Here is a 22,611-nt window from a genome sequence, read left to right on the forward strand (position 1 = left end):
GGCGAAGGGCACGGACCCTTCGCCTTTTTAAGCGTTTACGCGCCGACTACGATCGGCTTTGCCAGAGGCGGGACGACGGCGCTGGTAGGCGCGATGCCGGCTTCGAACTCTGGACGGAAGTATTTGATGGCACTGCCCAACGGCTCCACGGCACCCGGTGCGTGAGCACAGAAGGTCTTGCCCGGGCCGAGGAAACCGACCAGACCCAGCAGGGTCTCGATATCGCCGGCTTGCCCTTCACCGTTCTCGATCGCGCGCAGCAGCTTGACGCTCCACGGCAGACCGTCACGGCACGGGGTGCAGAAGCCGCAGGATTCGCGGGAGAAGAACTCTTCCATGTTGCGCAGCAACGACACCATGTTGACGCTGTCGTCCACCGCCATGGCCAGGCCGGTACCCATACGGGTGCCCACTTTGGCGATGCCGCCGGCATACATTTGTGCGTCCAGGTGCTCCGGCAACAGGAAACCGGTACCGGCGCCGCCTGGCTGCCAGCACTTGAGCTTGTAACCGTCGCGCATGCCGCCGGCGTAATCTTCGAACAACTCGCGACCGGTGACGCCGAACGGCAATTCCCACAGGCCAGGGTTCTTGACCTTGCCGGAGAAGCCCATGAGCTTGGTGCCCATGTCTTCGCTGCCTTCGCGGGCCAACGATTTGTACCAGTCCACGCCGTCGGCAATGATCGCCGGCACGTTGCACAGGGTTTCGACGTTGTTCACGCAAGTCGGCTTGCCCCACACGCCGACGGCGGCAGGGAAGGGCGGCTTGGAGCGCGGGTTGGCGCGGCGGCCTTCGAGGGAGTTGATCAGTGCGGTTTCTTCACCGCAGATGTAACGCCCGGCGCCGGTGTGGACAAACAGCTCGAAATCGAAGCCGCTGCCCAGGATGTTTTTACCCAGCAGGCCTGCTGCCTTGGCTTCTTCCACGGCACGGTTGAGGTGCTTGGCGGCGGTGGTGTATTCGCCACGCAGGAAGATGTAGCCACGGTAGGTTTTCAGCGCGCGAGCACTGATCAGCATGCCTTCGATCAGCAGATGGGGCAGTTGCTCCATCAGCATGCGGTCTTTCCAGGTGTTCGGCTCCATTTCATCCGCGTTGCACAGCAGGTAGCGGATGTTGATGGATTCGTCCTTGGGCATCAGGCCCCACTTCACGCCCGTGGGGAAGCCTGCACCGCCGCGGCCCTTGAGGCCGGAGTCTTTCACGGTCTGGACGATGTCGTCCTGGGCCATGTCGGCGAAGGCCTTGCGCGCAGCGGTGTAACCGTTCTTGGCCTGGTATTCGTCGAGCCATACGGCTTCGCCGTCGTCACGCAGACGCCAGGTGAGCGGGTGAGTCTCGGCCGAACGCTTGATGCGGTTGGCTGGACCGAAGGAAGTCAGGGTCATACGTAGCCCTCGAGCAATTTGGCAACACCGGCAGGCTGCACATCACCGAACGTGTCGTCATCGATCATCAACGCCGGCGCCTTGTCGCAGTTGCCGAGGCAGCAGACCGGTAGCAGGGTGAAACGACCGTCGGCGGTGGTTTGACCCAGGCCGATGCCCAGCTTGCTCTGGATTTCGCTGACCACCGACTCGTGGCCGCCGATGTAGCAGACCATGCTGTCGCAGACGCGAATGATGTGACGGCCCACCGGTTGACGGAAGATTTGGCTGTAGAACGTCGCCACGCCTTCAACGTCGCTGGCCGGGATGCCGAGGATTTCGCCGATGGCGTAGAGCGCGCCGTCAGGCACCCAGCCACGTTCCTTCTGGACGATCTTCAGGGCTTCGATCGACGCCGCGCGCGGGTCTTCGTAGTGATGCAACTCATGCTCGATGGCCGAGCGCTCGGTTTCGCTCAGGGCGAAACGGTCTGTCAGGATAAGCGTGCTGTTCATGCTTAACGGTCCACGTCGGCCATAACGAAATCGATACTACCCAGGTACGCGATCAAGTCCGCGACCATGCTGCCTTTGATCACCGAAGGGATCTGCTGCAGGTGCGGGAAGCTTGGAGTACGAATCCGGGTGCGGTAGCTCATGGTGCCGCCATCGCTCGTCAGGTAATAACTGTTGATGCCCTTGGTCGCTTCGATCATCTGGAAGGATTCGTTGGCCGGCATGACCGGGCCCCACGAAACTTGCAGGAAGTGCGTGATCAGGGTCTCGATGTGTTGCAGCGTGCGCTCTTTGGGTGGCGGCGTAGTCAGCGGGTGATCCGCCTTGTACGGGCCTTCCGGCATGTTGCGCATGCACTGCTCGATGATCTTGAGGCTCTGGCGCATTTCTTCGACGCGAACGATGCAACGGTCGTAGGCATCGCCATTGGCCGCCAGCGGGATTTCGAATTCGAAGTTTTCGTAGCCGGAGTAAGGGCGAGCCTTACGCAGGTCGAAATCGCAACCGGTGGAACGCAGGCCGGCACCGGTGACGCCCCATTCCAGGGCTTCTTTGGTGTTGTAGGCGGCGACGCCGATGGTCCGGCCACGCAGGATGCTGTTATCCAGTGCGGCTTTCTGGTATTCGTCCAGACGCTTTGGCATCCACTCGACGAAATCCTTGACCAGTTTTTCCCAGCCGCGCGGCAAGTCGTGAGCGACGCCACCGATGCGGTACCAGGCCGGGTGCAGACGGAAACCGGTGATGGCTTCGATCACCGTGTACGCCTTCTGGCGGTCGGTGAAGGTGAAGAACACCGGGGTCATGGCGCCGACGTCCTGGATGTAAGTCCCCAGGAACAGCAGGTGGCTGGTGATCCGGAAGAACTCGGCCATCATGATGCGGATGACGTCGACCTTCTCGGGCACCTTGATGCCGGCCAGCTTCTCGACCGAGAGCACGTACGGCAGGTTGTTCATCACGCCGCCGAGGTAGTCGATACGGTCGGTGTACGGAATGAAGCTGTGCCAGGACTGACGCTCGGCCATCTTCTCGGCACCACGGTGGTGGTAACCGACGTCCGGCACGCAGTCGACGATCTCTTCACCGTCCAGCTGCAGAATGATGCGGAACGCACCGTGCGCGGAAGGGTGGTTAGGACCGAGGTTGAGGAACATATAGTCCTCGTTCGCACCGGAACGCTTCATGCCCCAGTCTTCAGGCTTGAAGCGTGCGGCTTCTTCCTCAAGCTGTTGCTTGGCCAGGGTCAGGCTGAACGGGTCGAACTCGGTGGCGCGGGCCGGGAAGTCCTTGCGCAACGGGTGACCTTCCCAGGTCGGCGGCATCATGATGCGGGTCAGGTGCGGGTGACCGGCAAAGTTGATGCCGTACATGTCCCACACTTCACGCTCGTACCAGTTGGCGTTCGGCCAGAGACCGGTAACGGTCGGCACGCTGAGGTCGCTCTCGGACAAGGCGACCTTGATCATTACGTCACTATTACGTTCGATCGACATCAAGTGATAGAACACAGTGAAGTCGGCGCCGCTTGGCAGCCCTTGACGCTTGGTGCGCAGACGCTCGTCCACGCCGTGCAGGTCATAGAGCATGACGTACGGCTTGGGCAGGTTACGCAGGAAGGTCAGGACTTCGACAAGTTTGGCGCGGGCAACCCAAAGCACCGGCATGCCGGTGCGGGTAGGCTGGGCGGTGAACGCCTCCGGGCCAAAACGATTGTTCAGTTCGACGACCACATCCTGGTCGTCTGCCTTGTAAGGCGGGATGTACAGAGCACTGCCTGTAGTCATGGTTATTTATCGCTTTCGGTCAACGTAAAGAATGAAGCCAGTTTCTCGTTTCTTTGTAAGAACAGATCTGGATCAGACTTCGTCGGGGCTGCGCAGGTTGGTTACCTGAATACGCTGTTCGCGGCGCTTTTCCTTTTCGGAAGGCATCTCGGCGCGATAGACGCCTTGATCACCAACGACCCAGGAAAGTGGACGACGCTCCTGGCCAATCGACTCCTGCAACAGCATCAAGCCTTGCAGAAAAGCTTCAGGGCGGGGCGGGCAGCCAGGCACGTAGACGTCCACGGGCAGGAACTTGTCCACCCCTTGAACGACGGAGTAGATGTCGTACATGCCACCGGAGTTGGCGCACGAACCCATGGAGATGACCCATTTAGGCTCGAGCATTTGCTCGTAGAGACGCTGAATGATCGGCGCCATCTTGATGAAGCAGGTACCGGCGATAACCATGAAATCCGCCTGACGCGGCGATGCCCGGATAACCTCGGCGCCAAAGCGCGCGATGTCGTGGGGCGCCGTGAAGGCGGTGGTCATTTCCACGTAGCAGCACGAAAGACCGAAGTTATACGGCCACAGGGAGTTCTTGCGCCCCCAGTTGATCGTGCCGTTGAGCACGTCTTCGAGCTTGCCCATGAAAATGTTTTTGTGGACTTGATCTTCTAACGGATCGGAAACGGTTTCCCGTTTGCCAATCGGATACTGCTCGTTAGGAGCATCGGGGTCGATCCTGGTGAGATTGTATTGCATTGCCAAAGCCTCATTGTTTCAGCTTCGCTTGCCGCTTGCGCCGAGCTTCCGGAGCCCAGTCAAGGGCGCCCACTCGGAATAGGTAGACAAGACCTGCCAACAGAATTGCTATGAAAACGAGAGCTTCGACGAATCCGGTCCAGCCGCTTTCGCGGACGGACACAGACCAGGCAAAGAGAAAAAGGGCTTCGATATCGAAGATCACGAAGAGCATCGCGACCAGATAGAATTTGGCAGAGAGCCGCAAGCGGGCGCCACCGGTAGGTAGCATGCCGGACTCGAACGGTTCGTTTTTGCTGCGGCCCCAGGCTTTTGACCCGAGGAGGCTGGAGACGCCGAGCATGAAGGCGCAAAGGCCGCCGACACCCAGAAGGAAAATGGCAAAGCCCCAGTTGTGGGCCATGAGTCCGGTCGCTTCGGGCATGCTGGAAATCCTTAACAGAGAGCAAAGGTCTCTGAGCTTGAAAAGAAACAAAGCAGTGACGATATGTCGCAGCAATCAATCGCGGTGATTTTATGGCTAAACACCGAGCAAGTAAAATTCAGATAGCGAAATTATTTACAAGAATAAGGACATAGCGTGCCTCCAAAGCCCTGTAGCCCATGCCGCTCGGGCATTAGCGGGGGTTTTGTCAAATATGTTTTGTAGGGAATGTAACGAACATACTTGCCGCTAAATGATAATCAATATTATTTGTCACAGTTTTTAAACTGTTTAACGGGTGAGTGGCTGGGAAGTTGTCTTATATGCGCGTTACTGCAAGTAGCGAGCACGGTCGTTTTACCTGATTTTCCGGGTCATGAAACTGCTCTGGATCAATGTTTTTCGCAGGATTTTGTGGGTTGCCGCGTTCCCTGTGGGAGCCGGGCTTGCCCGCGATGGCGGTGTATCAGACGCAGTAGATGTTGACTGGCAGGTCGCCATCGCGGGCAAGCCCGGCTCCCACAGGGTTTTGCAGTGGTCAAAAAATCGCAGGCAAAAAAACGCCCCGAACCAGTCGGGGCGTCAGATATGCAGCGCTGCGGTTAGCTTTTATTCGGTCCGCGGCGGCCGTTTACTCAGATGAAGCAGATCAGTGGAACTGTTCTTCTTCGGTCGAGCCGGTCAGCGCGGTCACCGAGGACGTGCCACCCTGGATCACGGTGGTCATGTCGTCGAAGTAGCCGGTGCCCACTTCCTGCTGGTGAGCCACGAAGGTGTAACCCTTGGCAGCGTCAGCGAACTCTTGCTCTTGCAGCTTCACATAGGCAGTCATGTCGTTGCGGGCGTAGTCGTGCGCCAGGTTGAACATGCTGTGCCACATGTTGTGAATGCCGGCCAGGGTGATGAACTGGTGCTTGTAACCCATGGCGGACAGTTCGCGCTGGAACTTGGCGATGGTCGCGTCGTCCAGGTTTTTCTTCCAGTTGAAGGAAGGCGAGCAGTTGTACGACAGCAGTTGGTCCGGGTATTCCTTTTTGATCGCTTCAGCGAAGCGACGAGCCTCGTCCAGATCCGGCTTGGCGGTTTCGCACCAGATCAGGTCGGCGAACGGCGCGTAGGCCAGGCCGCGAGCAATGGCCTGGTCGAGACCGGCGCGCACTTTGTAGAAACCTTCCTGGGTGCGTTCGCCAGTCACGAATGGCTGGTCATACGGGTCGCAATCGGAAGTCAGCAAGTCGGCAGCGTTGGCGTCGGTACGGGCCAGGATGATGGTCGGTGTACCGGCAACGTCAGCTGCCAGACGAGCAGCGGTCAGCTTCTGCACAGCTTCCTGGGTAGGAACCAGTACCTTGCCGCCCATGTGGCCGCATTTTTTCACGGAAGCCAGTTGGTCTTCGAAGTGAACGCCGGCGGCGCCTGCTTCGATCATGCTCTTCATCAACTCGTAAGCGTTCAGTACGCCACCGAAACCGGCTTCAGCGTCAGCCACGATCGGCGCGAAGTAGTCGATGTAGCCTTCGTCGCCCGGGTTCTTGCCGGCTTTCCACTGGATCTGGTCAGCGCGACGGAACGAGTTGTTGATGCGCTTGACCACGGTCGGAACCGAATCCACCGGGTACAGCGACTGATCCGGGTACATCGATTCGGCGGAGTTGTTGTCCGCAGCTACTTGCCAGCCCGACAGGTAGATCGCCTGGATACCGGCCTTGACTTGTTGCACAGCCTGGCCGCCGGTCAGGGCGCCCATGCAGTTGACGAAATCTTTCTCAGGACGGAAGGACGGCTTGGCACCCTGGGTTACCAGGTTCCAAAGCTTGTCGGCGCCCATTTTTGCAAAGGTGTGCTCAGGTTGAGCCGAGCCACGCAGGCGGACGACGTCAGCAGCGGAGTAATTGCGTGTCACGCCTTTCCAGCGCGGGTTTTCAGCCCAATCTTTTTCGAGGGCTGCAATTTGCTGTTCGCGTGTCAGTGCCATGGGGATAAACCTCGTCGCGTCTTTAATCGAAAGTGGTTCTGGGTGGACAATTCCTGCGTGCCAAATACGCATTTTAAAGGGGCGTAAAGGCTGCTCGCTGACCAGAAGCTTAGGCGGTCAAGTCGGGTTCGGCGGGGATGGCGACGGGATGAACGATGGGCTCGAGGGGAAGTGAGCAGGTAAGGGCGAACTGGCGAGCGCATTCGGGCGTCGTGGGCCTTGGTGCGAACTTCAGTGTGGAGCCGGGTTACCTAATTACGCTTCCGTCCCTCGGGACAACTTCGTTCCAGTCGGCAACCTCGTCAAACACACCTTGTGGGCGGTACAGACACGAATCGGCTCGCGGGGTAGGTGCGAACAGCAACTCGAAAGCCCTTGCCAGGGCCTCTGATTAGCGGGAGCGAGGCCATCATGCCTTTGCTTTTTTGGCTCGTCAAACGTTTTGTAGTGCTTTTTTTTAAGCACTACATCTTTGGTCTAATACGACTAATCAGTCAGTTTTCGGTGGTTTAGTCCAAAGTATCGACTTTCACCCGCAGGGTCATGTCGTCCCGGCCCTGAGTCGAGTAGCTGCGGGTCTGGCCCTGTTTGTCGGCCTGAGTCTGGCGGTTCACGCCGGCCAGGGTGATCCATTCACCCAGTCGACCCGTGACGGTTGTGTCGGTACTTTGCACATTCACTACATCGGGACGTTCCTGGCTCATCCGGTCACGGTTAGTACTGATTGCCAGATGAACGATGTCGCCGGTGACGCTCGCGGTGACGTAGAAGCCTTGGGTGACATTGCGGTATTCGGTCTGGCTGCGCAGGTCGCCATAGCTGTCGGTCTGGGTGCTGGTGAGCGGCATGCTCTGGCCGACCTGGATCAGCGCCGGTGTGCCTTCGCTGGCCTGAACCTGCTGGATACCGCCGTCGCGGCTGTCGGTGCTGCGGTTGATGATGCGAGTCTGGCTCGGCTTGGCACCGTTTACCGAATAACCCTGATCACCCTGGAAGTTGTTTTCGTTGGTATCGACGGTGATCAGCAAGCGCTTGGCGGCCACATCGAGTTGGCTGATCAAGGCCTTAAGTTCGTCGATCGTGCGCTGTTCTGCGTTGACGATGAGCTGATTACCATAGGCGCTGACCTGGCCGTCCTTGCCAATGAAATTCTGCGCCACCGGCAACAGGTCGGCGCTGGTGCGATAGTTCAAGGGCACGATCTCGGTGGCGGCCATGACCGAAAAACTGCAGGTCAGCAGCAGCGTGGTGAGCAGGGTGCGTAGGGACATATCCGTTATCTCCGGCCTTTAAAGTCTTGATATTGCCAGTTTGTCGGCCTGCGGTGGGGCAAGTTGAATCGTAGACAGCAAAACGCCCCGACATCCGAGGATGGCGGGGCGTGATCGTTCCCACGCTCCGCGTGGGAATGCAGCCTGTGATGCTCCGCGTCACTGCCGCGAGGGGACGCGGAGCGTCCCAAGAGGCATTCCCACGCGGAGCGTGGGAACGATCAGTTACAGGGATTCAGGCGGAGTGACGCACCATGTCCACATGCGGAATCCCGGCTTCCAGGAATTCCTCACTGACCATGCTGAAGCCCAAACGCTCATAGAACGCCGTGGCCTGCACTTGCGCGCTCAGCATCTGCTGCTTCAGTCCGCGCTCTTCGGCTTCACCGATCACCGCTTGCATCAGCGCATCGCCGACTTTCAAGCCGCGCCAGTCCTTCAGCACCGACACCCGGCCGATGTGACCATCTGGCAACAGCCGAGCGGTGCCGATCGGGAAGTCGCCTTCAAAGGCCAGGAAGTGGACTGCCGTTGCGTCATCAGCATCCCATTCCAGCTCAGGCGGAACGGATTGCTCAGCGATGAACACCGTCTCACGAATGCGCCGGATCTCGGCGTTATCCTTTTGCCAGTCTGCGACACGTACGTGAATTTTATTCATCAGCAAACCCCAGGCTGCCTTGCTTGACCAGCTCACACAGCAGGCCGCGGCCGTCTTCGTCGTTCAGCCACTCGCCAAGGTTGTCGACGTGCAGCGCATCGGCGGCGCAGATCATCTTCAGCAGTTCGCGCAGTTTGCCCGGCAGGTAACGGCTCTGGCCGCTGGCAAACAGCAGCAGGTCATCATCGACTTCAGACCAGGCCAGGCGCGCGCTCGGGTTGCGGATCAGCACCGCGCCTTGTTCCAGGCTGGCGAGAAAGTCTTCTTCTTCGACTTCTTCCGGGCCGACGACCAGTTCCGGGTAACGCGGCTCGGTCATGTACTGGCCGAACCAGGTCAGCAGCAGGCGCTCGTCGCTCATGTGCTCGGCCAGCAAAGCTTTCAGGCGATCAAGGGCGTCGTGCTGAATCTGGTGTGGATCGACCGCCGGCAGGGCGTCGGCATCGGTGTAGCGCTCTTCATCGGTCAGGAACTGGCTGAGGAAGTCGGTGAAGTGAGTCAGCACTTCAGAGGCGCTCGGTGCACGGAAACCGACCGAGTAAGTCATGCAGTCGTCAACGGCCACACCGCAGTGAGCCAGACGGGGCGGCAAGTAGAGCATGTCGCCCGGCTCCAGAACCCACTCATCGGTGGCTTCGAAGTCGGCGAGGATGCGCAGGTCCGCGTGTGGCAGCAGCTTGCTCTCGGAATCGCACATCTGGCCGATTTTCCAGTTGCGCTTGCCGTGGCCCTGCAGCAGGAACACATCGTAGTTGTCGAAGTGCGGGCCAACACTGCCACCCGGGGCGGCGAAGCTGATCATCACATCGTCGACGCGCCAGCTCGGCAGGAAGCGGAAGTTCTCCAGCAGCTCAGCGACCTCCGGCACGAACTGGTCGACCGCTTGAACCAGCAGGGTCCAGTCACGTTCCGGCAGTTTGCTGAATTCGTCTTCGGCGAACGGACCACGGCGCAATTCCCAAGGACGCTCGCCGTTCTCGATTACCAGGCGCGATTCGACTTCTTCTTCCAGCGCAAGGCCGGCCAGTTCGTCGGCGTCGATCGGGCTTTCGAAATCAGGGATCGCCTGACGGATCAGCAGGGGTTTTTTCTGCCAGTAGTCACGCAGGAATTCGCGCGCCGTGATGCCGCCCAGAAGTTGAAGAGGAATGTCAGGATTCATGTGTAACCTATTGAAAAAAAGCACTTTTCAGACGGGAATAAAAACGCCCGGCGCTGCCGGGCGTCTCAAACGGGTAAAGCGGTCGATCAGATGCGTTTGGCTTGCGCTACAGCGTTGCCGATGTAGTTGGCCGGGGTGAGCAGTTTCAGCTCGGCCTTGGCTTGCGCAGGCATGTCCAGGCCATCGATGAAGGTCTGCAGCGCTTCAGGGCTGATGCCCTTGCCGCGAGTCAGCTCTTTCAATTTCTCGTACGGGTTTTCGATGTTGTAGCGGCGCATCACAGTCTGGATCGGCTCGGCCAATACTTCCCAGCACGCGTCCAGGTCAGCAGCAATCTTCTGCTGGTTGAGCTCCAGTTTGCTGATGCCTTTGAGACTGGCTTCGTAGGCAATCACGCTGTGGGCGAAGCCGACACCGAGGTTGCGCAGTACGGTGGAGTCGGTCAGGTCGCGCTGCCAGCGGGAGATCGGCAGCTTGCTCGCCAGGTGCTGGAACAGTGCGTTGGCGATCCCGAGGTTGCCTTCGGAGTTTTCGAAGTCGATCGGGTTGACCTTGTGCGGCATGGTCGAGGAACCGATTTCGCCAGCGATGGTGCGCTGTTTGAAATAACCCAGGGAGATGTAGCCCCAGATGTCGCGGTCGAAGTCGATCAGGATGGTGTTGAAGCGCGCGATCGCGTCGAACAGCTCGGCGATGTAGTCATGCGGTTCGATCTGTGTGGTGTACGGGTTGAAGCCCAGGCCCAGCTCGTCTTCGATGAAGGCGCGGGCGTTGGCTTCCCAGTCGATCTCAGGGTAGGCCGACAGGTGAGCGTTGTAGTTGCCGACAGCGCCGTTGATTTTGCCCAGCAGCGGAACGGCGGCGACTTGAGCGATCTGACGCTCCAGGCGGTAAACCACGTTCGCCAGCTCTTTGCCCAGGGTGGTCGGCGATGCCGGTTGACCGTGGGTGCGTGACAGCATCGGTACGTCAGCGAAACGGATCGCCAGTTCACGGATGGCTTCGGCGGTCTGGCGCATCAGCGGCAGCATCACGTCATCACGGCCTTCGCGCAGCATCAGGGCGTGGGACAGGTTGTTGATGTCCTCGCTGGTGCAGGCAAAGTGGATGAATTCGCTGACGGCAGCCAGTTCCGGCAGCTTGGCTGCTTGCTCTTTGAGCAGGTACTCAATGGCTTTGACGTCGTGGTTGGTGGTGCGCTCGATCTCTTTGACACGCTCGGCGTGCTCCAGAGAGAAGTTTTCCGCCAGGGTGTTCAACACCGCGTTGGCTTCGGCAGAGAACGCCGGCACTTCGCTGATGGCAGGGTGAGCGGCCAGGCGCTGGAGCCAGCGCACTTCAACCAGGACGCGAGCACGGATCAGACCGTATTCGCTGAAAATTGGGCGCAGGGCCTGGGTTTTGCCGGCGTAGCGGCCGTCAACAGGGGAAACCGCAGTGAGCGAAGAGAGCTGCATGGGGTGTTCTCGGACAGTCGGGCAACGAAATGGGGCGCGTATCATACATGAAAAAATCCGCCGGTCCGTTGCCAACTGACCGGCGTATTACGCGTTACTGACTACAAAACGGTATTGCGGGCGCGGTTCAGCTGCTGCGCATCAGCGGGTAAAGCTCTTTAAGCAGCTTGCGCCGGCTGATCACCAACTGCCAGCGATGACCGCCCAACTGCCGCCACAGGCGCGCCGATCGAATTCCGGCCAGTAACAGCGCGCGGATCTTCGAGGCATTGCTCGGTTGCTGCAGGTTGCGCATGTCGCCATGCACTTGAATCCGTTGGCGCAGGGTGCTCAGGGTGTCCTGATACAGCGCACCGCAGGCGGCGATCACGTTTTCGTGAGCCGGGCCGAAGTGTTCGACCTGGGACTGAATCTGCGGCAAACGCTTGCCGATCACTTCCAGCATGTCGTCGCGCTTGGCCAGCTGACGCTCCAGCCCCAGCATCGCCAGGGCGTAGCGCAGAGGTTCGCGCTGAAGGGTGCTGGGGTCGCGCTCCAGGGCACCGATCAATGCGCGGTAGCCTTCACGCAGATTGATGTCGTCACCGCCATAGACTTCCAGCGTGTCCTTGGGGTCGCGAATCAACAGGCTGCCGAGCATGCAGGTCAGGCCGGCTTCGTTGGTCTGGCCGCTCTTGGCGATCTTGTCGACCAGTACGGCGGCGAGAAACACGCCGCCCAGGGCCGTCAGTTGCTCTTGAGTCGGGCTCATGAACGCTGACCCTTGCTGGTCCAGGGTTCGGCCACTTCGATCACGCCGCCGCCGAGGCAGATTTCACCGTCGTAGAACACCACGGATTGACCCGGGGTGACTGCGCGTTGCGGGTCATCGAAGGTCGCGCGGTAGCCGCTGGCGGTCTTTTCCAGCGTGCAAGGCTGGTCGCTCTGGCGATAACGCACCTTGGCGGTCAGCTTGCGTGGCTCGGTCAAATCGATCGGGTTGACCCAATAGATGTCCGAAGCGAGCAGGGCGCGGGAGAACAGATAAGGGTGATCATTGCCCTGGCCAACGATCAGCTCGTTGTGTTCCAGGTTCTTGATCAGCACATACCACGGCTCGTCACCGGCGTCTTTCAAGCCGCCGATGCCCAGGCCCTGACGCTGGCCGATGGTGTGGTACATCAAACCGTGGTGACGGCCGATGACTTCACCTTCGGTGGTCTTGATCTCGCCCGGCTGGGCCGGCAGGTATTGCTTGAGGAAGTCGCTGAAGCGGCGTTCGCCGATAAAGCAGATACCGGTGGAATCCTTTTTCTTTGCGGTGGCCAGGTCGTGTTTCTCGGCAATCGCGCGCACTTCGGGTTTTTCCAGCTCGCCGACCGGGAACAGGGTCTTGGCGATCTGTTCACCGCCGACGGCGTGCAGGAAGTAGCTCTGGTCCTTGTTCGGATCCAGGCCCTTGAGCAATTCGGTGCGGCCATCGATGTCGCGGCGGCGCACGTAGTGGCCGGTGGCGATCAGGTCGGCGCCGAGCATCATGGCGTAATCGAGGAACGCCTTGAACTTGATTTCGCGGTTGCAGAGGATGTCCGGGTTCGGCGTTCGACCGGCCTTGTACTCGGCCAGGAAATGTTCGAACACGTTGTCCCAGTATTCGGCGGCGAAGTTGGCGGTATGCAGCTTGATGCCAATCTTGTCGCACACGGCCTGAGCGTCCGCCAGGTCATCCATGGCGGTGCAGTATTCGGTTCCATCGTCTTCTTCCCAGTTCTTCATGAACAGGCCTTCCACCTCATAACCCTGCTCGATCAGCAGGAGAGCGGAAACGGAAGAGTCCACGCCGCCGGACATGCCGACAATAACGCGCTTCTTTTGTGTGTCAGAAGGGGCTGGATCACGCATAGGGATTCAATGAGTGTCTTGAAAAAGGACGCGATTCTAGCAGGCTCAAGCCTGCAAGGCTAAAGAGAAGGGCGGATCAGCTCGAGGCTGAAGTGTTTACCGTCCAGATAATCATCGATACAGCGGATGATCAGCTCACTGCGCCAGTTTGCGCGCTGTTGCAGCAGTTCGTCACGCGTCAGCCATTTTGCGCCGACGATACCGTCATCCAGCTGATAATCCGGGTGGTGTTTGAGCGGTTTTGCGGTGAAGCAGACCCGCTGGTAAGTCACGCCATTGCTCGGGGCGGTGTAGAGATAAATGCCCACCACCCCGGTCGGCTCGACGTCCCAGCCGGTTTCTTCGAGGGTTTCACGCACGGCGGCGTCGATCAGGGTTTCGTCCGGGTCCAGATGGCCGGCGGGTTGGTTGAGTACCGTTTGTCCGTGCTTGAGTTCTTCGACCATCAGGAAGCGACCATTGTCTTCGACGATGGTGGCGACGGTGATGTGGGGTAGCCAGTCCATAAGACTTCCTCAATTTGGATGTTGAAACTCGATCCTGTGGGAGCTGGCTTGCCTGCGATGGCGGTGGGTCAGTCGATATCAATCTTGAATGATAAACCGCCATCGCAGGCAAGCCAGCTCCCACAGGTTCGGGTTCTGACAGATAAATATGTATGAACGCCACAAACACAAACCCCGGCACGAGGCCGGGGTTTGTGATGTTCCCTTACAACCTTAAACCAACGCAGCGATCGCGGCGTTGAAGGTGTTGCTCGGGCGCATGGCCTTGCTGATCAGCTCGGCATTGGCGTGGTAGTAACCGCCGATGTCCACTGGCTTGCCCTGCACGGCGTTGAGCTCGGCAACGATGGTCGCTTCGTTCTCGGTCAGGGTTTTGGCCAGTTCGCCGAACTGCGCTTGCAGTGCAGCGTCTTCGGTCTGGGCGGCCAGGGCTTGTGCCCAGTACAGCGCCAGGTAGAAGTGGCTGCCGCGGTTGTCGATGTTGCCGACTTTACGCGATGGCGACTTGTTGTTGTCCAGGAACTGGCCGGTGGCCTGATCCAGGGTCTTGGCCAGCACCAGCGCTTTAGGGTTGTTGTAGGTAACACCCAGGTGCTCGAGGGAAGCAGCCAGGGCCAGGAACTCGCCCAGGGAATCCCAGCGCAGGAAGTTTTCTTCCAGCAGCTGTTGAACGTGCTTCGGTGCCGAACCGCCGGCGCCGGTTTCGAACAGGCCACCGCCGTTCATCAGCGGCACGATCGACAGCATCTTGGCGCTGGTGCCCAGTTCCATGATCGGGAACAGGTCGGTCAGGTAGTCGCGCAATACGTTGCCGGTCACCGAGATGGTGTCCTTGCCTTCGCGGGTGCGGTCCAGGGTGAACTTCATCGCGTCGACGGGCGACATGATGCGGATGTCCAGGCCAGAAGTATCGTGGTCCTTCAGGTAGGCCTGAACTTTCTCGATCACTACGCCGTCGTGGGCGCGCATTGGGTCCAGCCAGAAAATCGCCGGAGTTGCGCTTGCGCGAGCACGGTTGACGGCCAGTTTGACCCAGTCCTGGATCGGCGCGTCTTTGGTCTGGCACATGCGGAAGATGTCGCCGGCTTCAACCGACTGTTCCAGCAGAGTGCGGCCAGCGCTGTCGGAAACCCGAACCACGCCGTTTGCCTTGATCTGGAAGGTCTTGTCGTGGGAGCCGTACTCTTCGGCTTTCTTCGCCATCAGGCCAACGTTTGGCACGCTGCCCATGGTGGTTGGATCAAAGGCGCCGTTAGCCTTGCAGTCTTCGATCACCGCCTGGTAGATGGTGGCGTAGCAGCGATCCGGGATCACAGCCTTGGTGTCGTGCAGCTGACCATCAGTGCCCCACATCTTGCCGGAGTCACGGATCATTGCCGGCATTGAAGCGTCGACGATGACGTCGCTCGGCACGTGCAGGTTGGTGATGCCTTTGTCGGAGTTGACCATGGCCAACGACGGACGGACGGCGTAGACCGCCTGGATGTCCGCTTCGATCTGCGCTTGTTGCTCGGCAGGCAAGGCCTTGATACGAGCGTACAGGTCGCCGATGCCGTTGTTCAGGTTAAAGCCGATCTGTGCCAGCACGTCAGCGTGCTTGGCCAGGGCGTCTTTATAGAACTCGGCAACGATCTGGCCGAACATGATCGGGTCGGAGACCTTCATCATGGTGGCTTTCAGGTGAACCGACAGCAACACGCCTTTTTGCTTGGCGTCTTCGATCTCGGCTGCGATGAAGCTGCGCAGCGCGTTTTTGCTCATGACTGCGCAATCGAGAATCTCACCGGCTTGCACGGTGGTTTTTTCTTTCAGGACGGTGGTGGTGCCGTCTTGAGCGATCAGTTCGATTTTGACGGCGTCAGCGGCGTCGATCAGGGCGGCTTTTTCGCTGCCGTAGAAATCGCCGGTGCTCATGTGAGCGACGTGGGACTTGGAGTCTTTGGCCCAGGCGCCCATTTTGTGCGGGTGCTTGCGCGCGTAGTTCTTGACCGACAGCGGTGCACGACGATCAGAGTTGCCTTCGCGCAGAACCGGGTTTACGGCGCTGCCCTTGATCTTGTCGTAACGCGACTTGGCGAGCTTGTCGGCATCGCTGGTCACGGTTTCCGGGTAGTCCGGCAGTGCGAAGCCCTGGGCTTGCAGCTCTTTGATCGCGGCCTGCAGTTGCGGAACCGAAGCGCTGATGTTCGGCAGCTTGATGATGTTGGCTTCAGGCGTAACGGCCAGGTCGCCCAGTTCGGCGAGGTGGTCGGCTACGGCTTTGTCACCCAATTGCTCGGGGAAGCTGGCCAGAATGCGCCCTGCAAGAGAGATATCGCGGGTTTCAACGGCGATATCAGCCGAGGCGGTGAAAGCCTCTACGATAGGCAACAGTGAATAGGTGGCGAGGGCTGGGGCTTCGTCGGTGAAGGTATAGATGATCTTCGAGCGGGTGGGCATATTCGGATTAACTCTCTCTTCTTTGCTAAAGCGTGCGCAGAAACTCGAGGGGCGCCGGGTAAGCGCGTTCGTTCAAAGTCATCCATGAGCCGAATGTCGAGTTTTCTTCGCGGTGATGTTGGGTGCATCAGTCGAGCGTCAAGCGGGTGGACTGCGGTAACAATCCGGCTTATTCGGGCCCAACGTCTTGTAATAGAGCGGTCGGCCGTCGTGACTCTGTGGTCAGCGGCGGCATTATACATAGGTAGCTGGCAATCTGCCGATGGTTCATATGCAACGTTTTTCGTCCATTGGTCTAAAGGTCGCAGGTGAGTGCGACGCGTAGAGTCGTTCGCCGTGCTTGAGTTTGGCGCTTTTCCCTTTGCTTTCAGGCTTGTACGTCGCGAACTGTGCAGCTTTGCGGCAGATGGGTGGAACATAGGGTTTGCGCGCCGATTTAACTGGGGTACGCTCGAACGCAGCCAGATGTTCAATCCAAACAATGGAGTACAGCATGGGATACAAGAAGATTCAGGTTCCAGCCGTCGGCGACAAAATCACCGTCAACGCAGACCATTCTCTCAATGTTCCTAACAACCCGATCATCCCCTTCATCGAAGGCGATGGTATTGGCGTTGATATCAGCCCGGTCATGATCAAGGTTGTCGATGCTGCTGTTAAGAAAGCTTACGGCGGCGAGCGCAAAATTTCCTGGATGGAAGTCTACGCCGGGGAGAAAGCGACTCAGGTTTACGATCAGGACACCTGGCTGCCTCAGGAAACCCTGGACGCGGTCAAGGATTATGTAGTTTCCATCAAGGGCCCTCTGACCACCCCGGTCGGCGGTGGCATTCGTTCGCTGAACGTGGCCCTGCGTCAGCAACTCGACCTGTATGTGTGCCTGCGTCCTGTGCGCTGGTTCGAAGGCGTACCGAGCCCGGTCAAGAAGCCAGGCGATGTCGACATGACCATCTTTCGTGAAAACTCGGAAGACATTTATGCCGGTATCGAATGGAAAGCCGGTTCGCCGGAAGCGACCAAGGTCATCAAGTTCCTTAAAGAAGAAATGGGCGTCACCAAGATCCGTTTCGACGAAAACTGCGGTATCGGCGTCAAGCCGGTGTCCCTGGAAGGCACCAAGCGTCTGGCGCGCAAGGCCCTGCAGTATGTGGTCGACAACGACCGCGACTCGCTGACCATCGTGCACAAAGGCAACATCATGAAGTTCACCGAAGGTGCCTTCAAGGAATGGGCCTACGAAGTGGCCGCTGAAGAATTCGGCGCGACCCTGCTCGACGGCGGTCCGTGGATGCAGTTCAAGAACCCGAAAACCGGCAAGAACGTCATCGTCAAGGACGCCATCGCCGACGCCATGCTCCAGCAGATCCTGCTGCGCCCGGCCGAATACGATGTAATCGCGACCCTGAACCTCAACGGCGACTACCTCTCCGACGCCCTGGCGGCCGAAGTGGGCGGTATCGGTATCGCGCCGGGTGCCAACCTGTCCGACACCGTGGCCATGTTCGAAGCCACCCACGGTACTGCGCCGAAGTACGCCGGCAAGGACCAGGTCAACCCGGGTTCGTTGATCCTGTCCGCCGAGATGATGCTGCGTCACATGGGCTGGACCGAAGCGGCCGACCTGATCATCAAAGGCACCAACGGCGCGATTTCCGCAAAAACCGTGACCTATGACTTCGAACGTCTGATGGAGGGCGCAAAACTGCTGTCGTCTTCTGCGTTTGGTGATGCGTTGATCTCGCACATGTAAACCAGCTGACAAAAAAACCGCCTTCGGGCGGTTTTTTTATGACTGGATGACGAGCTGCGTCAGCTCGACACTGTTTCTTGCCGGGTGGCAGGGGTGCTCTGTTCGTTCGAAGGGGTGGCAGCCGCGATCTTTACTGCATGCAGCCCTTTGGGGCCCTGAATGATCTCAAAGCTAACGATTTGTCCGGCCTTGAGGGTCTTGTATCCGTCCATCACAATGGCCGAATAGTGGGCGAAGAAATCGATTTCCTTTCCATCCTCGTCGCGGCCTTCTCTGGCGTCGGTGTTAATGAAACCGAACCCCTTGGCATTGTTGAACCATTTCACCTTACCGACAGCCATACCCATATCCCTCTGCAACAGACTCCATCACTGGAGTATCATCCAGTTAATCCGCAGTCTAATCTTGCAAATAGATTGACTCCGCGGACCTTTTTTACCCACTGTGGGCTCTATTGGTTGTAACACCGATTTTCCGATAGTCAAGGTGACCGGGCAGTCGGAGTTGAAAACGTTCATAACAGCCCCCACCACTGTATTTGCACAACTGACGAACCTTTCTTTCCATGCATGCAATTAGCCAGATTCGACTAACATTCAATCAGGATCGCCCTGATTTACACGACGACGATTCCGCAGGCATTGCTGTTCAGGAGGCTAAGCCTGCTCTACAGGCGCCACCGATGTACAAGGTGGTTTTGTTCAACGATGACTACACACCGATGGATTTCGTCGTCGAAGTGCTCGAGGTGTTTTTTAACCTGAATCGCGAGCTGGCGACCAAGGTCATGCTGGCCGTCCACACAGAAGGACGGGCAGTATGTGGAGTGTTTACCCGCGACATCGCGGAGACCAAGGCCATGCAGGTCAACCAGTACGCCAGGGAAAGCCAGCATCCGCTACTCTGTGAAATCGAGAAGGACGGTTAATCGCCGACCACTTGGGTATGAGGTGAAGCTATGTTAAACCGCGAGCTCGAAGTCACCCTCAATCTTGCCTTCAAGGAGGCTCGTTCGAAGCGTCATGAATTCATGACCGTCGAACACCTGCTGTTGGCCCTATTGGATAATGAGGCTGCCGCCACCGTTTTGCGTGCCTGCGGCGCAAACCTCGACAAACTCAAGCATGATCTGCAGGAGTTCATCGACTCCACCACGCCATTGATCCCTCTTCATGACGAGGATCGTGAAACCCAGCCAACCCTGGGCTTCCAGCGTGTACTGCAACGTGCTGTCTTTCACGTACAGAGCTCGGGCAAACGCGAGGTGACTGGTGCTAACGTGCTGGTCGCAATCTTCAGTGAGCAAGAGAGTCAGGCAGTGTTTCTGCTGAAACAGCAGAGCGTTGCGCGCATCGATGTCGTCAACTACATCGCCCATGGCATTTCCAAAGTGCCAGGGCATGGCGATCACTCTGAAGGTGAACAAGATATGCAGGACGACGAGGGCGGTGAGTCTTCTTCTTCAGGCAATCCTCTGGATGCTTATGCCAGCAACCTCAACGAACTCGCGCGCCAGGGTCGTATCGATCCGTTGGTAGGCCGTGAGCTGGAAGTCGAGCGTGTCGCGCAGATCCTCGCGCGTCGTCGCAAAAACAACCCGCTGTTGGTGGGCGAGGCAGGCGTGGGTAAAACCGCGATTGCCGAAGGCCTGGCCAAACGCATTGTCGACAACCAGGTACCGGATCTGCTGGCCAACAGCGTGGTGTATTCCCTCGATCTGGGGGCTTTGCTGGCCGGGACCAAATACCGCGGCGATTTCGAGAAGCGCTTCAAGGCGCTGCTCAATGAGCTGAAAAAACGTCCGCAGGCGATCCTGTTCATCGACGAGATCCACACCATCATCGGTGCGGGCGCTGCGTCCGGTGGCGTCATGGATGCCTCGAACCTGCTCAAGCCATTACTGTCTTCGGGCGATATTCGCTGCATCGGTTCGACCACGTTCCAGGAATTCCGTGGGATCTTCGAGAAGGACCGTGCCCTGGCTCGGCGCTTCCAGAAGGTCGATGTGTCGGAACCTTCGGTGGAAGACACCATTGGCATCCTGCGTGGCCTGAAAGGCCGTTTCGAAGCGCACCACAACATCGAATACAGCGATGAAGCCCTGCGCGCCGCTGCGGAGCTGGCCTCGCGTTACATCAATGACCGGCACATGCCGGACAAGGCCATCGACGTCATCGACGAGGCGGGCGCCTATCAGCGTCTGCAACCGATCGAGAAGCGCGTGAAACGTATCGAAGTGCCTCAGGTCGAGGACATCGTTGCGAAAATCGCGCGAATTCCGCCAAAACACGTCACCAGTTCCGACAAAGAGCTGCTGCGTAACCTTGAGCGTGACCTGAAACTCACGGTCTTTGGCCAGGATGCGGCGATCGACTCGCTGTCGACTGCGATCAAACTGTCCCGTGCCGGCCTCAAGTCGCCTGACAAGCCAGTCGGTTCGTTCCTGTTCGCAGGGCCGACCGGTGTCGGTAAAACCGAAGCCGCGCGGCAACTGGCCAAGGCGTTGGGTGTCGAGCTGGTTCGCTTCGACATGTCCGAGTACATGGAACGCCACACCGTATCGCGTCTGATCGGTGCACCTCCAGGCTATGTCGGGTTCGATCAGGGCGGTTTGCTGACCGAAGCCATCACCAAGCAGCCTCACTGCGTGCTGTTGCTCGATGAAATCGAGAAGGCGCATCCGGAAGTCTTCAACCTGCTGTTGCAGGTCATGGACCACGGGACGCTGACCGATAACAACGGGCGCAAGGCGGACTTCCGTAACGTGATCGTTATCATGACGACCAACGCCGGTGCCGAAACTGCAGCGCGTGCTTCGATCGGTTTCACCTATCAGGACCACTCGTCCGATGCGATGGAAGTGATCAAGAAGAGCTTCACGCCGGAATTCCGTAACCGTCTGGACACCATTATCCAGTTTGGTCGCCTCAGCCATGAGGTCATCAAAAGCGTGGTGGACAAGTTCCTTACCGAACTTCAGGCGCAGCTGGAAGACAAGCGCGTGCAGCTGGAAGTGACGGACGCAGCGCGCGGCTGGCTGGCAGCGAGTGGCTACGACACGGCAATGGGCGCTCGTCCAATGGCGCGTTTGATCCAGGACAAGATCAAGCGTCCACTGGCCGAAGAGATCCTCTTTGGCGAACTGGCCGACCATGGTGGTGTGGTACACATCGACCTCAAGGACGGCGAGCTGACCTTCGAGTTCGAGACCACGGCTGAAATGGCCTGACGTTAAACCGCAACAAAGCAGAAAGGCGCCGATTGGCGCCTTTTTGCTGTCTGCCATGATCGTTCCCACGCTCCGCGTGGGAATGCAGCCCGGGACGCTCCGCGTCCCTTCAAAAGCCGAACGCAGAGCGTCCGTTGAGGCATTCCCACGCAGAGCGTGGGAACGATCCGCATTCACGCACAAACAAAAACGCCCGGCATAGCCGGGCGTTTTGTATTGACTTGATTAGCGAGCGCGGTAGGTGATGCGCCCTTTGCTCAAGTCATAGGGCGTCAGCTCGACGCGCACTTTGTCGCCGGTAAGAATACGGATGTAGTTCTTGCGCATCTTGCCGGAGATATGCGCGGTTACGACGTGCCCATTTTCCAACTCCACACGAAACATGGTGTTGGGCAGGGTGTCGACGACAGTGCCTTCCATTTCGAAGCTGTCTTCTTTCGACATGCAGTAAAGCCCTCGGTGTCCAATGAATGGCCCGGTGCAACTGCGCCAGGCAAAAGCGGCGTGCATTGTGCCCGAAAAATGGGGTTTAAGCCAAGGGGTTAGTGTCCTGTCTCACAAATACGTTCCTCTTTTGGCGAGTGGCTGTTGTCGTCAGGCAAGGCGCCGCGACGAGTCATAGCCCGCTATGGCAAGGAGCGGCAACGCAGCATGATGACAACAGACGCCGTCAAAAAGGAACAGTATTTGCGAGACAGGGCACTAGCTCAGGATGACCCAACGTTGATTAATCAGCAGTTCGATAGGGCGATATTGGGTCTTGTAGCTCATTTTTTTGCAGTTTTTGATCCAGTAGCCGAGATAGACGGCTTCCAGCCCCAGGCGTCGGGCCTCGCCGATTTGCCAGAGGATTGCATAGCGCCCCAGGCTACGACGCTCCTCCGCAGCTTCATAGAAGGTGTAGACCGCCGACAGGCCGTTGGGCAGCAAGTCAGTGACGGCCACGGCCAGCAGGCGGCCTTCGAGACGAAATTCGTAGAAACGGGAGAATGGCAGATCACGTACCAGGAAGGTCGAAAACTGGTCGCGGCTCGGCGGATACATATCGCCGTCGGCATGACGTTGTTCGATGTAGCGCTGATAAAGGTCGAAGTACTCTTCGCTGAACTTTGGTCTGGCCGGACGCACCTGTAAGTCGGCATTGCGTTTGACAATGCGTTTCTGCTGACGGTTGGGGGTAAATTGCGCCACAGGAATGCGCGCCGGTACGCACGCATTGCAATGCTGGCAATGAGGCCGGTAGAGATGATCGCCACTGCGACGAAAACCCATTTCCGACAGGTCTGCATAGACATGCACATCCATGGGCTGACTAGGGTCGAGGAACAGCGTCGTGGCCTGCTCCTCGGGCAGATAGCTGCAAGAGTGGGGCTGAGTGGCATAAAACTTCAAACGCGCCAACTCGGTCATGATCAACCCTCGGGATAAGCTTTTGAT

General features: G+C 58.5%; 21 protein-coding genes. 4 read left to right on the top strand and 17 right to left on the bottom strand.

The features are described 5' to 3' along the window. Positions 1–35: 35 nt before the first annotated feature. The 5 genes from nuoF to ACZ9IM_RS20760 form a co-directional block, all read right to left on the bottom strand. The gene (gene nuoF, locus ACZ9IM_RS20740) at positions 36–1,391 is read right to left on the bottom strand and encodes an NADH-quinone oxidoreductase subunit NuoF (protein ID WP_476224857.1); all 1,356 of its coding nucleotides are present in this window, start codon (positions 1,389–1,391) and stop codon (positions 36–38) included. Continuing rightward, positions 1,388–1,885, bottom strand: coding sequence for an NADH-quinone oxidoreductase subunit NuoE (gene nuoE, locus ACZ9IM_RS20745; RefSeq protein ID WP_007905058.1), 498 nt, complete (start codon positions 1,883–1,885; stop codon positions 1,388–1,390). The genes nuoF and nuoE overlap by 4 nt, the downstream gene beginning before the upstream one ends. A gap of 2 nt (positions 1,886–1,887) precedes the next feature. Continuing rightward, complete coding sequence (nuoC, locus tag ACZ9IM_RS20750) at positions 1,888–3,672, bottom strand: NADH-quinone oxidoreductase subunit C/D (RefSeq protein WP_008014895.1); 1,785 nt, start codon at positions 3,670–3,672, stop codon at positions 1,888–1,890. Positions 3,673–3,744: 72 nt separating this feature from the next. Beyond that, entirely contained in the window at positions 3,745–4,419 is a 675-nt protein-coding gene (locus ACZ9IM_RS20755) for a NuoB/complex I 20 kDa subunit family protein (RefSeq protein ID WP_007905053.1), read from the bottom strand. A 10-nt stretch (positions 4,420–4,429) separates the two neighbouring features. Then, positions 4,430–4,843 (bottom strand): NADH-quinone oxidoreductase subunit A, encoded by a 414-nt coding sequence (locus tag ACZ9IM_RS20760; protein WP_007905050.1) that lies wholly within the window; start codon positions 4,841–4,843, stop codon positions 4,430–4,432. A gap of 376 nt (positions 4,844–5,219) precedes the next feature. On the opposite strand from ACZ9IM_RS20760, the gene ACZ9IM_RS20765 reads away from it, so the two are divergent. Further along, positions 5,220–5,486, top strand: a complete 267-nt coding sequence (locus tag ACZ9IM_RS20765; protein WP_476224859.1) for a hypothetical protein — start codon at positions 5,220–5,222, stop codon at positions 5,484–5,486. Between the two features lie 6 nt (positions 5,487–5,492). Here the strand turns inward: ACZ9IM_RS20765 and aceA are convergent, their stop codons facing one another. From aceA to ACZ9IM_RS20810, 9 genes are all read right to left on the bottom strand, one after another. Further along, on the bottom strand, positions 5,493–6,818 hold the full coding sequence (gene aceA, locus ACZ9IM_RS20770; protein WP_476224860.1) for an isocitrate lyase: 1,326 nt from the start codon (positions 6,816–6,818) through the stop codon (positions 5,493–5,495). A 509-nt stretch (positions 6,819–7,327) separates the two neighbouring features. After that, a complete protein-coding gene (locus ACZ9IM_RS20775; RefSeq protein WP_476224861.1) occupies positions 7,328–8,089 on the bottom strand; it encodes a secretin N-terminal domain-containing protein in 762 nt (253 codons plus the stop codon). A 235-nt stretch (positions 8,090–8,324) separates the two neighbouring features. Then, positions 8,325–8,750, bottom strand: a complete 426-nt coding sequence (locus tag ACZ9IM_RS20780) for a GNAT family N-acetyltransferase (RefSeq protein WP_007905044.1) — start codon at positions 8,748–8,750, stop codon at positions 8,325–8,327. Beyond that, positions 8,743–9,912, bottom strand: a complete 1,170-nt coding sequence (locus ACZ9IM_RS20785; protein WP_427622872.1) for a ribosomal protein uL16 3-hydroxylase — start codon at positions 9,910–9,912, stop codon at positions 8,743–8,745. The genes ACZ9IM_RS20780 and ACZ9IM_RS20785 overlap by 8 nt, the downstream gene beginning before the upstream one ends. Before the next feature lie 86 nt (positions 9,913–9,998). Then, positions 9,999–11,369 (bottom strand): adenylosuccinate lyase, encoded by a 1,371-nt coding sequence (gene purB, locus ACZ9IM_RS20790; protein WP_123493780.1) that lies wholly within the window; start codon positions 11,367–11,369, stop codon positions 9,999–10,001. Positions 11,370–11,496: 127 nt separating this feature from the next. After that, positions 11,497–12,120, bottom strand: a complete 624-nt coding sequence (gene hflD / locus ACZ9IM_RS20795; RefSeq protein ID WP_008068314.1) for a high frequency lysogenization protein HflD — start codon at positions 12,118–12,120, stop codon at positions 11,497–11,499. Beyond that, positions 12,117–13,250: a tRNA 2-thiouridine(34) synthase MnmA gene (gene mnmA, locus ACZ9IM_RS20800; RefSeq protein WP_476224862.1), complete on the bottom strand. Its 1,134-nt coding sequence runs from the start codon at positions 13,248–13,250 to the stop codon at positions 12,117–12,119. The genes hflD and mnmA overlap by 4 nt, the downstream gene beginning before the upstream one ends. 59 nt (positions 13,251–13,309) lie before the next feature. Further along, positions 13,310–13,756, bottom strand: a complete 447-nt coding sequence (locus ACZ9IM_RS20805) for an NUDIX hydrolase (RefSeq protein ID WP_007905033.1) — start codon at positions 13,754–13,756, stop codon at positions 13,310–13,312. A 213-nt stretch (positions 13,757–13,969) separates the two neighbouring features. Then, entirely contained in the window at positions 13,970–16,195 is a 2,226-nt protein-coding gene (locus ACZ9IM_RS20810) for an NADP-dependent isocitrate dehydrogenase (RefSeq protein WP_305426269.1), read from the bottom strand. A 493-nt stretch (positions 16,196–16,688) separates the two neighbouring features. Here ACZ9IM_RS20810 and icd point away from each other — a divergent pair, with 493 nt between their 5' ends. Then, the gene (gene icd, locus ACZ9IM_RS20815) at positions 16,689–17,945 is read left to right on the top strand and encodes an NADP-dependent isocitrate dehydrogenase (protein WP_007905029.1); all 1,257 of its coding nucleotides are present in this window, start codon (positions 16,689–16,691) and stop codon (positions 17,943–17,945) included. 59 nt (positions 17,946–18,004) lie between these two features. Here the strand turns inward: icd and ACZ9IM_RS20820 are convergent, their stop codons facing one another. After that, the gene (locus ACZ9IM_RS20820) at positions 18,005–18,286 is read right to left on the bottom strand and encodes a cold shock domain-containing protein (RefSeq protein ID WP_427622869.1); all 282 of its coding nucleotides are present in this window, start codon (positions 18,284–18,286) and stop codon (positions 18,005–18,007) included. Between the two features lie 224 nt (positions 18,287–18,510). On the opposite strand from ACZ9IM_RS20820, the gene clpS reads away from it, so the two are divergent. After that, positions 18,511–18,873 carry an ATP-dependent Clp protease adapter ClpS gene (clpS, locus tag ACZ9IM_RS20825; protein ID WP_015094394.1) on the top strand — a complete coding sequence of 121 codons (363 nt, stop codon included), beginning with the start codon at positions 18,511–18,513 and terminating at the stop codon, positions 18,871–18,873. Positions 18,874–18,903: 30 nt separating this feature from the next. Further along, entirely contained in the window at positions 18,904–21,174 is a 2,271-nt protein-coding gene (gene clpA, locus ACZ9IM_RS20830) for an ATP-dependent Clp protease ATP-binding subunit ClpA (protein ID WP_007905018.1), read from the top strand. A 225-nt stretch (positions 21,175–21,399) separates the two neighbouring features. On the opposite strand, the gene infA is transcribed toward clpA, so the two are convergent. Both infA and ACZ9IM_RS20840 read right to left on the bottom strand, forming a co-directional pair. Next, positions 21,400–21,618 (bottom strand): translation initiation factor IF-1, encoded by a 219-nt coding sequence (gene infA, locus ACZ9IM_RS20835; RefSeq protein ID WP_002553999.1) that lies wholly within the window; start codon positions 21,616–21,618, stop codon positions 21,400–21,402. 258 nt (positions 21,619–21,876) lie between these two features. Further along, on the bottom strand, positions 21,877–22,584 hold the full coding sequence (locus tag ACZ9IM_RS20840) for an arginyltransferase (protein ID WP_476224863.1): 708 nt from the start codon (positions 22,582–22,584) through the stop codon (positions 21,877–21,879). Positions 22,585–22,611: the final 27 nt, after the last annotated feature.

This window comes from Pseudomonas sp. TE12508, assembly GCF_056279485.1.

Excerpts from the sequence above, each read along its gene's own strand:
- purB (WP_123493780.1), bottom strand. The coding sequence starts at position 11,369 with ATGCAGCTCTCTTCGCTCACTGCGGTTTCCCCTGTTGACGGCCGCTAC.
- mnmA (WP_476224862.1), bottom strand. The coding sequence starts at position 13,250 with ATGCGTGATCCAGCCCCTTCTGACACACAAAAGAAGCGCGTTATTGTC.
- ACZ9IM_RS20805 (WP_007905033.1), bottom strand. The coding sequence starts at position 13,756 with ATGGACTGGCTACCCCACATCACCGTCGCCACCATCGTCGAAGACAAT.
- ACZ9IM_RS20780 (WP_007905044.1), bottom strand. The coding sequence starts at position 8,750 with ATGAATAAAATTCACGTACGTGTCGCAGACTGGCAAAAGGATAACGCC.
- nuoE (WP_007905058.1), bottom strand. The coding sequence starts at position 1,885 with ATGAACAGCACGCTTATCCTGACAGACCGTTTCGCCCTGAGCGAAACC.
- clpS (WP_015094394.1), top strand. The coding sequence starts at position 18,511 with ATGCATGCAATTAGCCAGATTCGACTAACATTCAATCAGGATCGCCCT.
- nuoC (WP_008014895.1), bottom strand. The coding sequence starts at position 3,672 with ATGACTACAGGCAGTGCTCTGTACATCCCGCCTTACAAGGCAGACGAC.
- ACZ9IM_RS20820 (WP_427622869.1), bottom strand. The coding sequence starts at position 18,286 with ATGGCTGTCGGTAAGGTGAAATGGTTCAACAATGCCAAGGGGTTCGGT.
- nuoF (WP_476224857.1), bottom strand. The coding sequence starts at position 1,391 with ATGACCCTGACTTCCTTCGGTCCAGCCAACCGCATCAAGCGTTCGGCC.
- ACZ9IM_RS20785 (WP_427622872.1), bottom strand. The coding sequence starts at position 9,912 with ATGAATCCTGACATTCCTCTTCAACTTCTGGGCGGCATCACGGCGCGC.
- aceA (WP_476224860.1), bottom strand. The coding sequence starts at position 6,818 with ATGGCACTGACACGCGAACAGCAAATTGCAGCCCTCGAAAAAGATTGG.
- ACZ9IM_RS20840 (WP_476224863.1), bottom strand. The coding sequence starts at position 22,584 with ATGACCGAGTTGGCGCGTTTGAAGTTTTATGCCACTCAGCCCCACTCT.
- ACZ9IM_RS20810 (WP_305426269.1), bottom strand. The coding sequence starts at position 16,195 with ATGCCCACCCGCTCGAAGATCATCTATACCTTCACCGACGAAGCCCCA.
- infA (WP_002553999.1), bottom strand. The coding sequence starts at position 21,618 with ATGTCGAAAGAAGACAGCTTCGAAATGGAAGGCACTGTCGTCGACACC.
- hflD (WP_008068314.1), bottom strand. The coding sequence starts at position 12,120 with ATGAGCCCGACTCAAGAGCAACTGACGGCCCTGGGCGGCGTGTTTCTC.
- ACZ9IM_RS20775 (WP_476224861.1), bottom strand. The coding sequence starts at position 8,089 with ATGTCCCTACGCACCCTGCTCACCACGCTGCTGCTGACCTGCAGTTTT.
- clpA (WP_007905018.1), top strand. The coding sequence starts at position 18,904 with ATGTTAAACCGCGAGCTCGAAGTCACCCTCAATCTTGCCTTCAAGGAG.
- ACZ9IM_RS20760 (WP_007905050.1), bottom strand. The coding sequence starts at position 4,843 with ATGCCCGAAGCGACCGGACTCATGGCCCACAACTGGGGCTTTGCCATT.
- icd (WP_007905029.1), top strand. The coding sequence starts at position 16,689 with ATGGGATACAAGAAGATTCAGGTTCCAGCCGTCGGCGACAAAATCACC.
- ACZ9IM_RS20755 (WP_007905053.1), bottom strand. The coding sequence starts at position 4,419 with ATGCAATACAATCTCACCAGGATCGACCCCGATGCTCCTAACGAGCAG.
- ACZ9IM_RS20765 (WP_476224859.1), top strand. The coding sequence starts at position 5,220 with ATGAAACTGCTCTGGATCAATGTTTTTCGCAGGATTTTGTGGGTTGCC.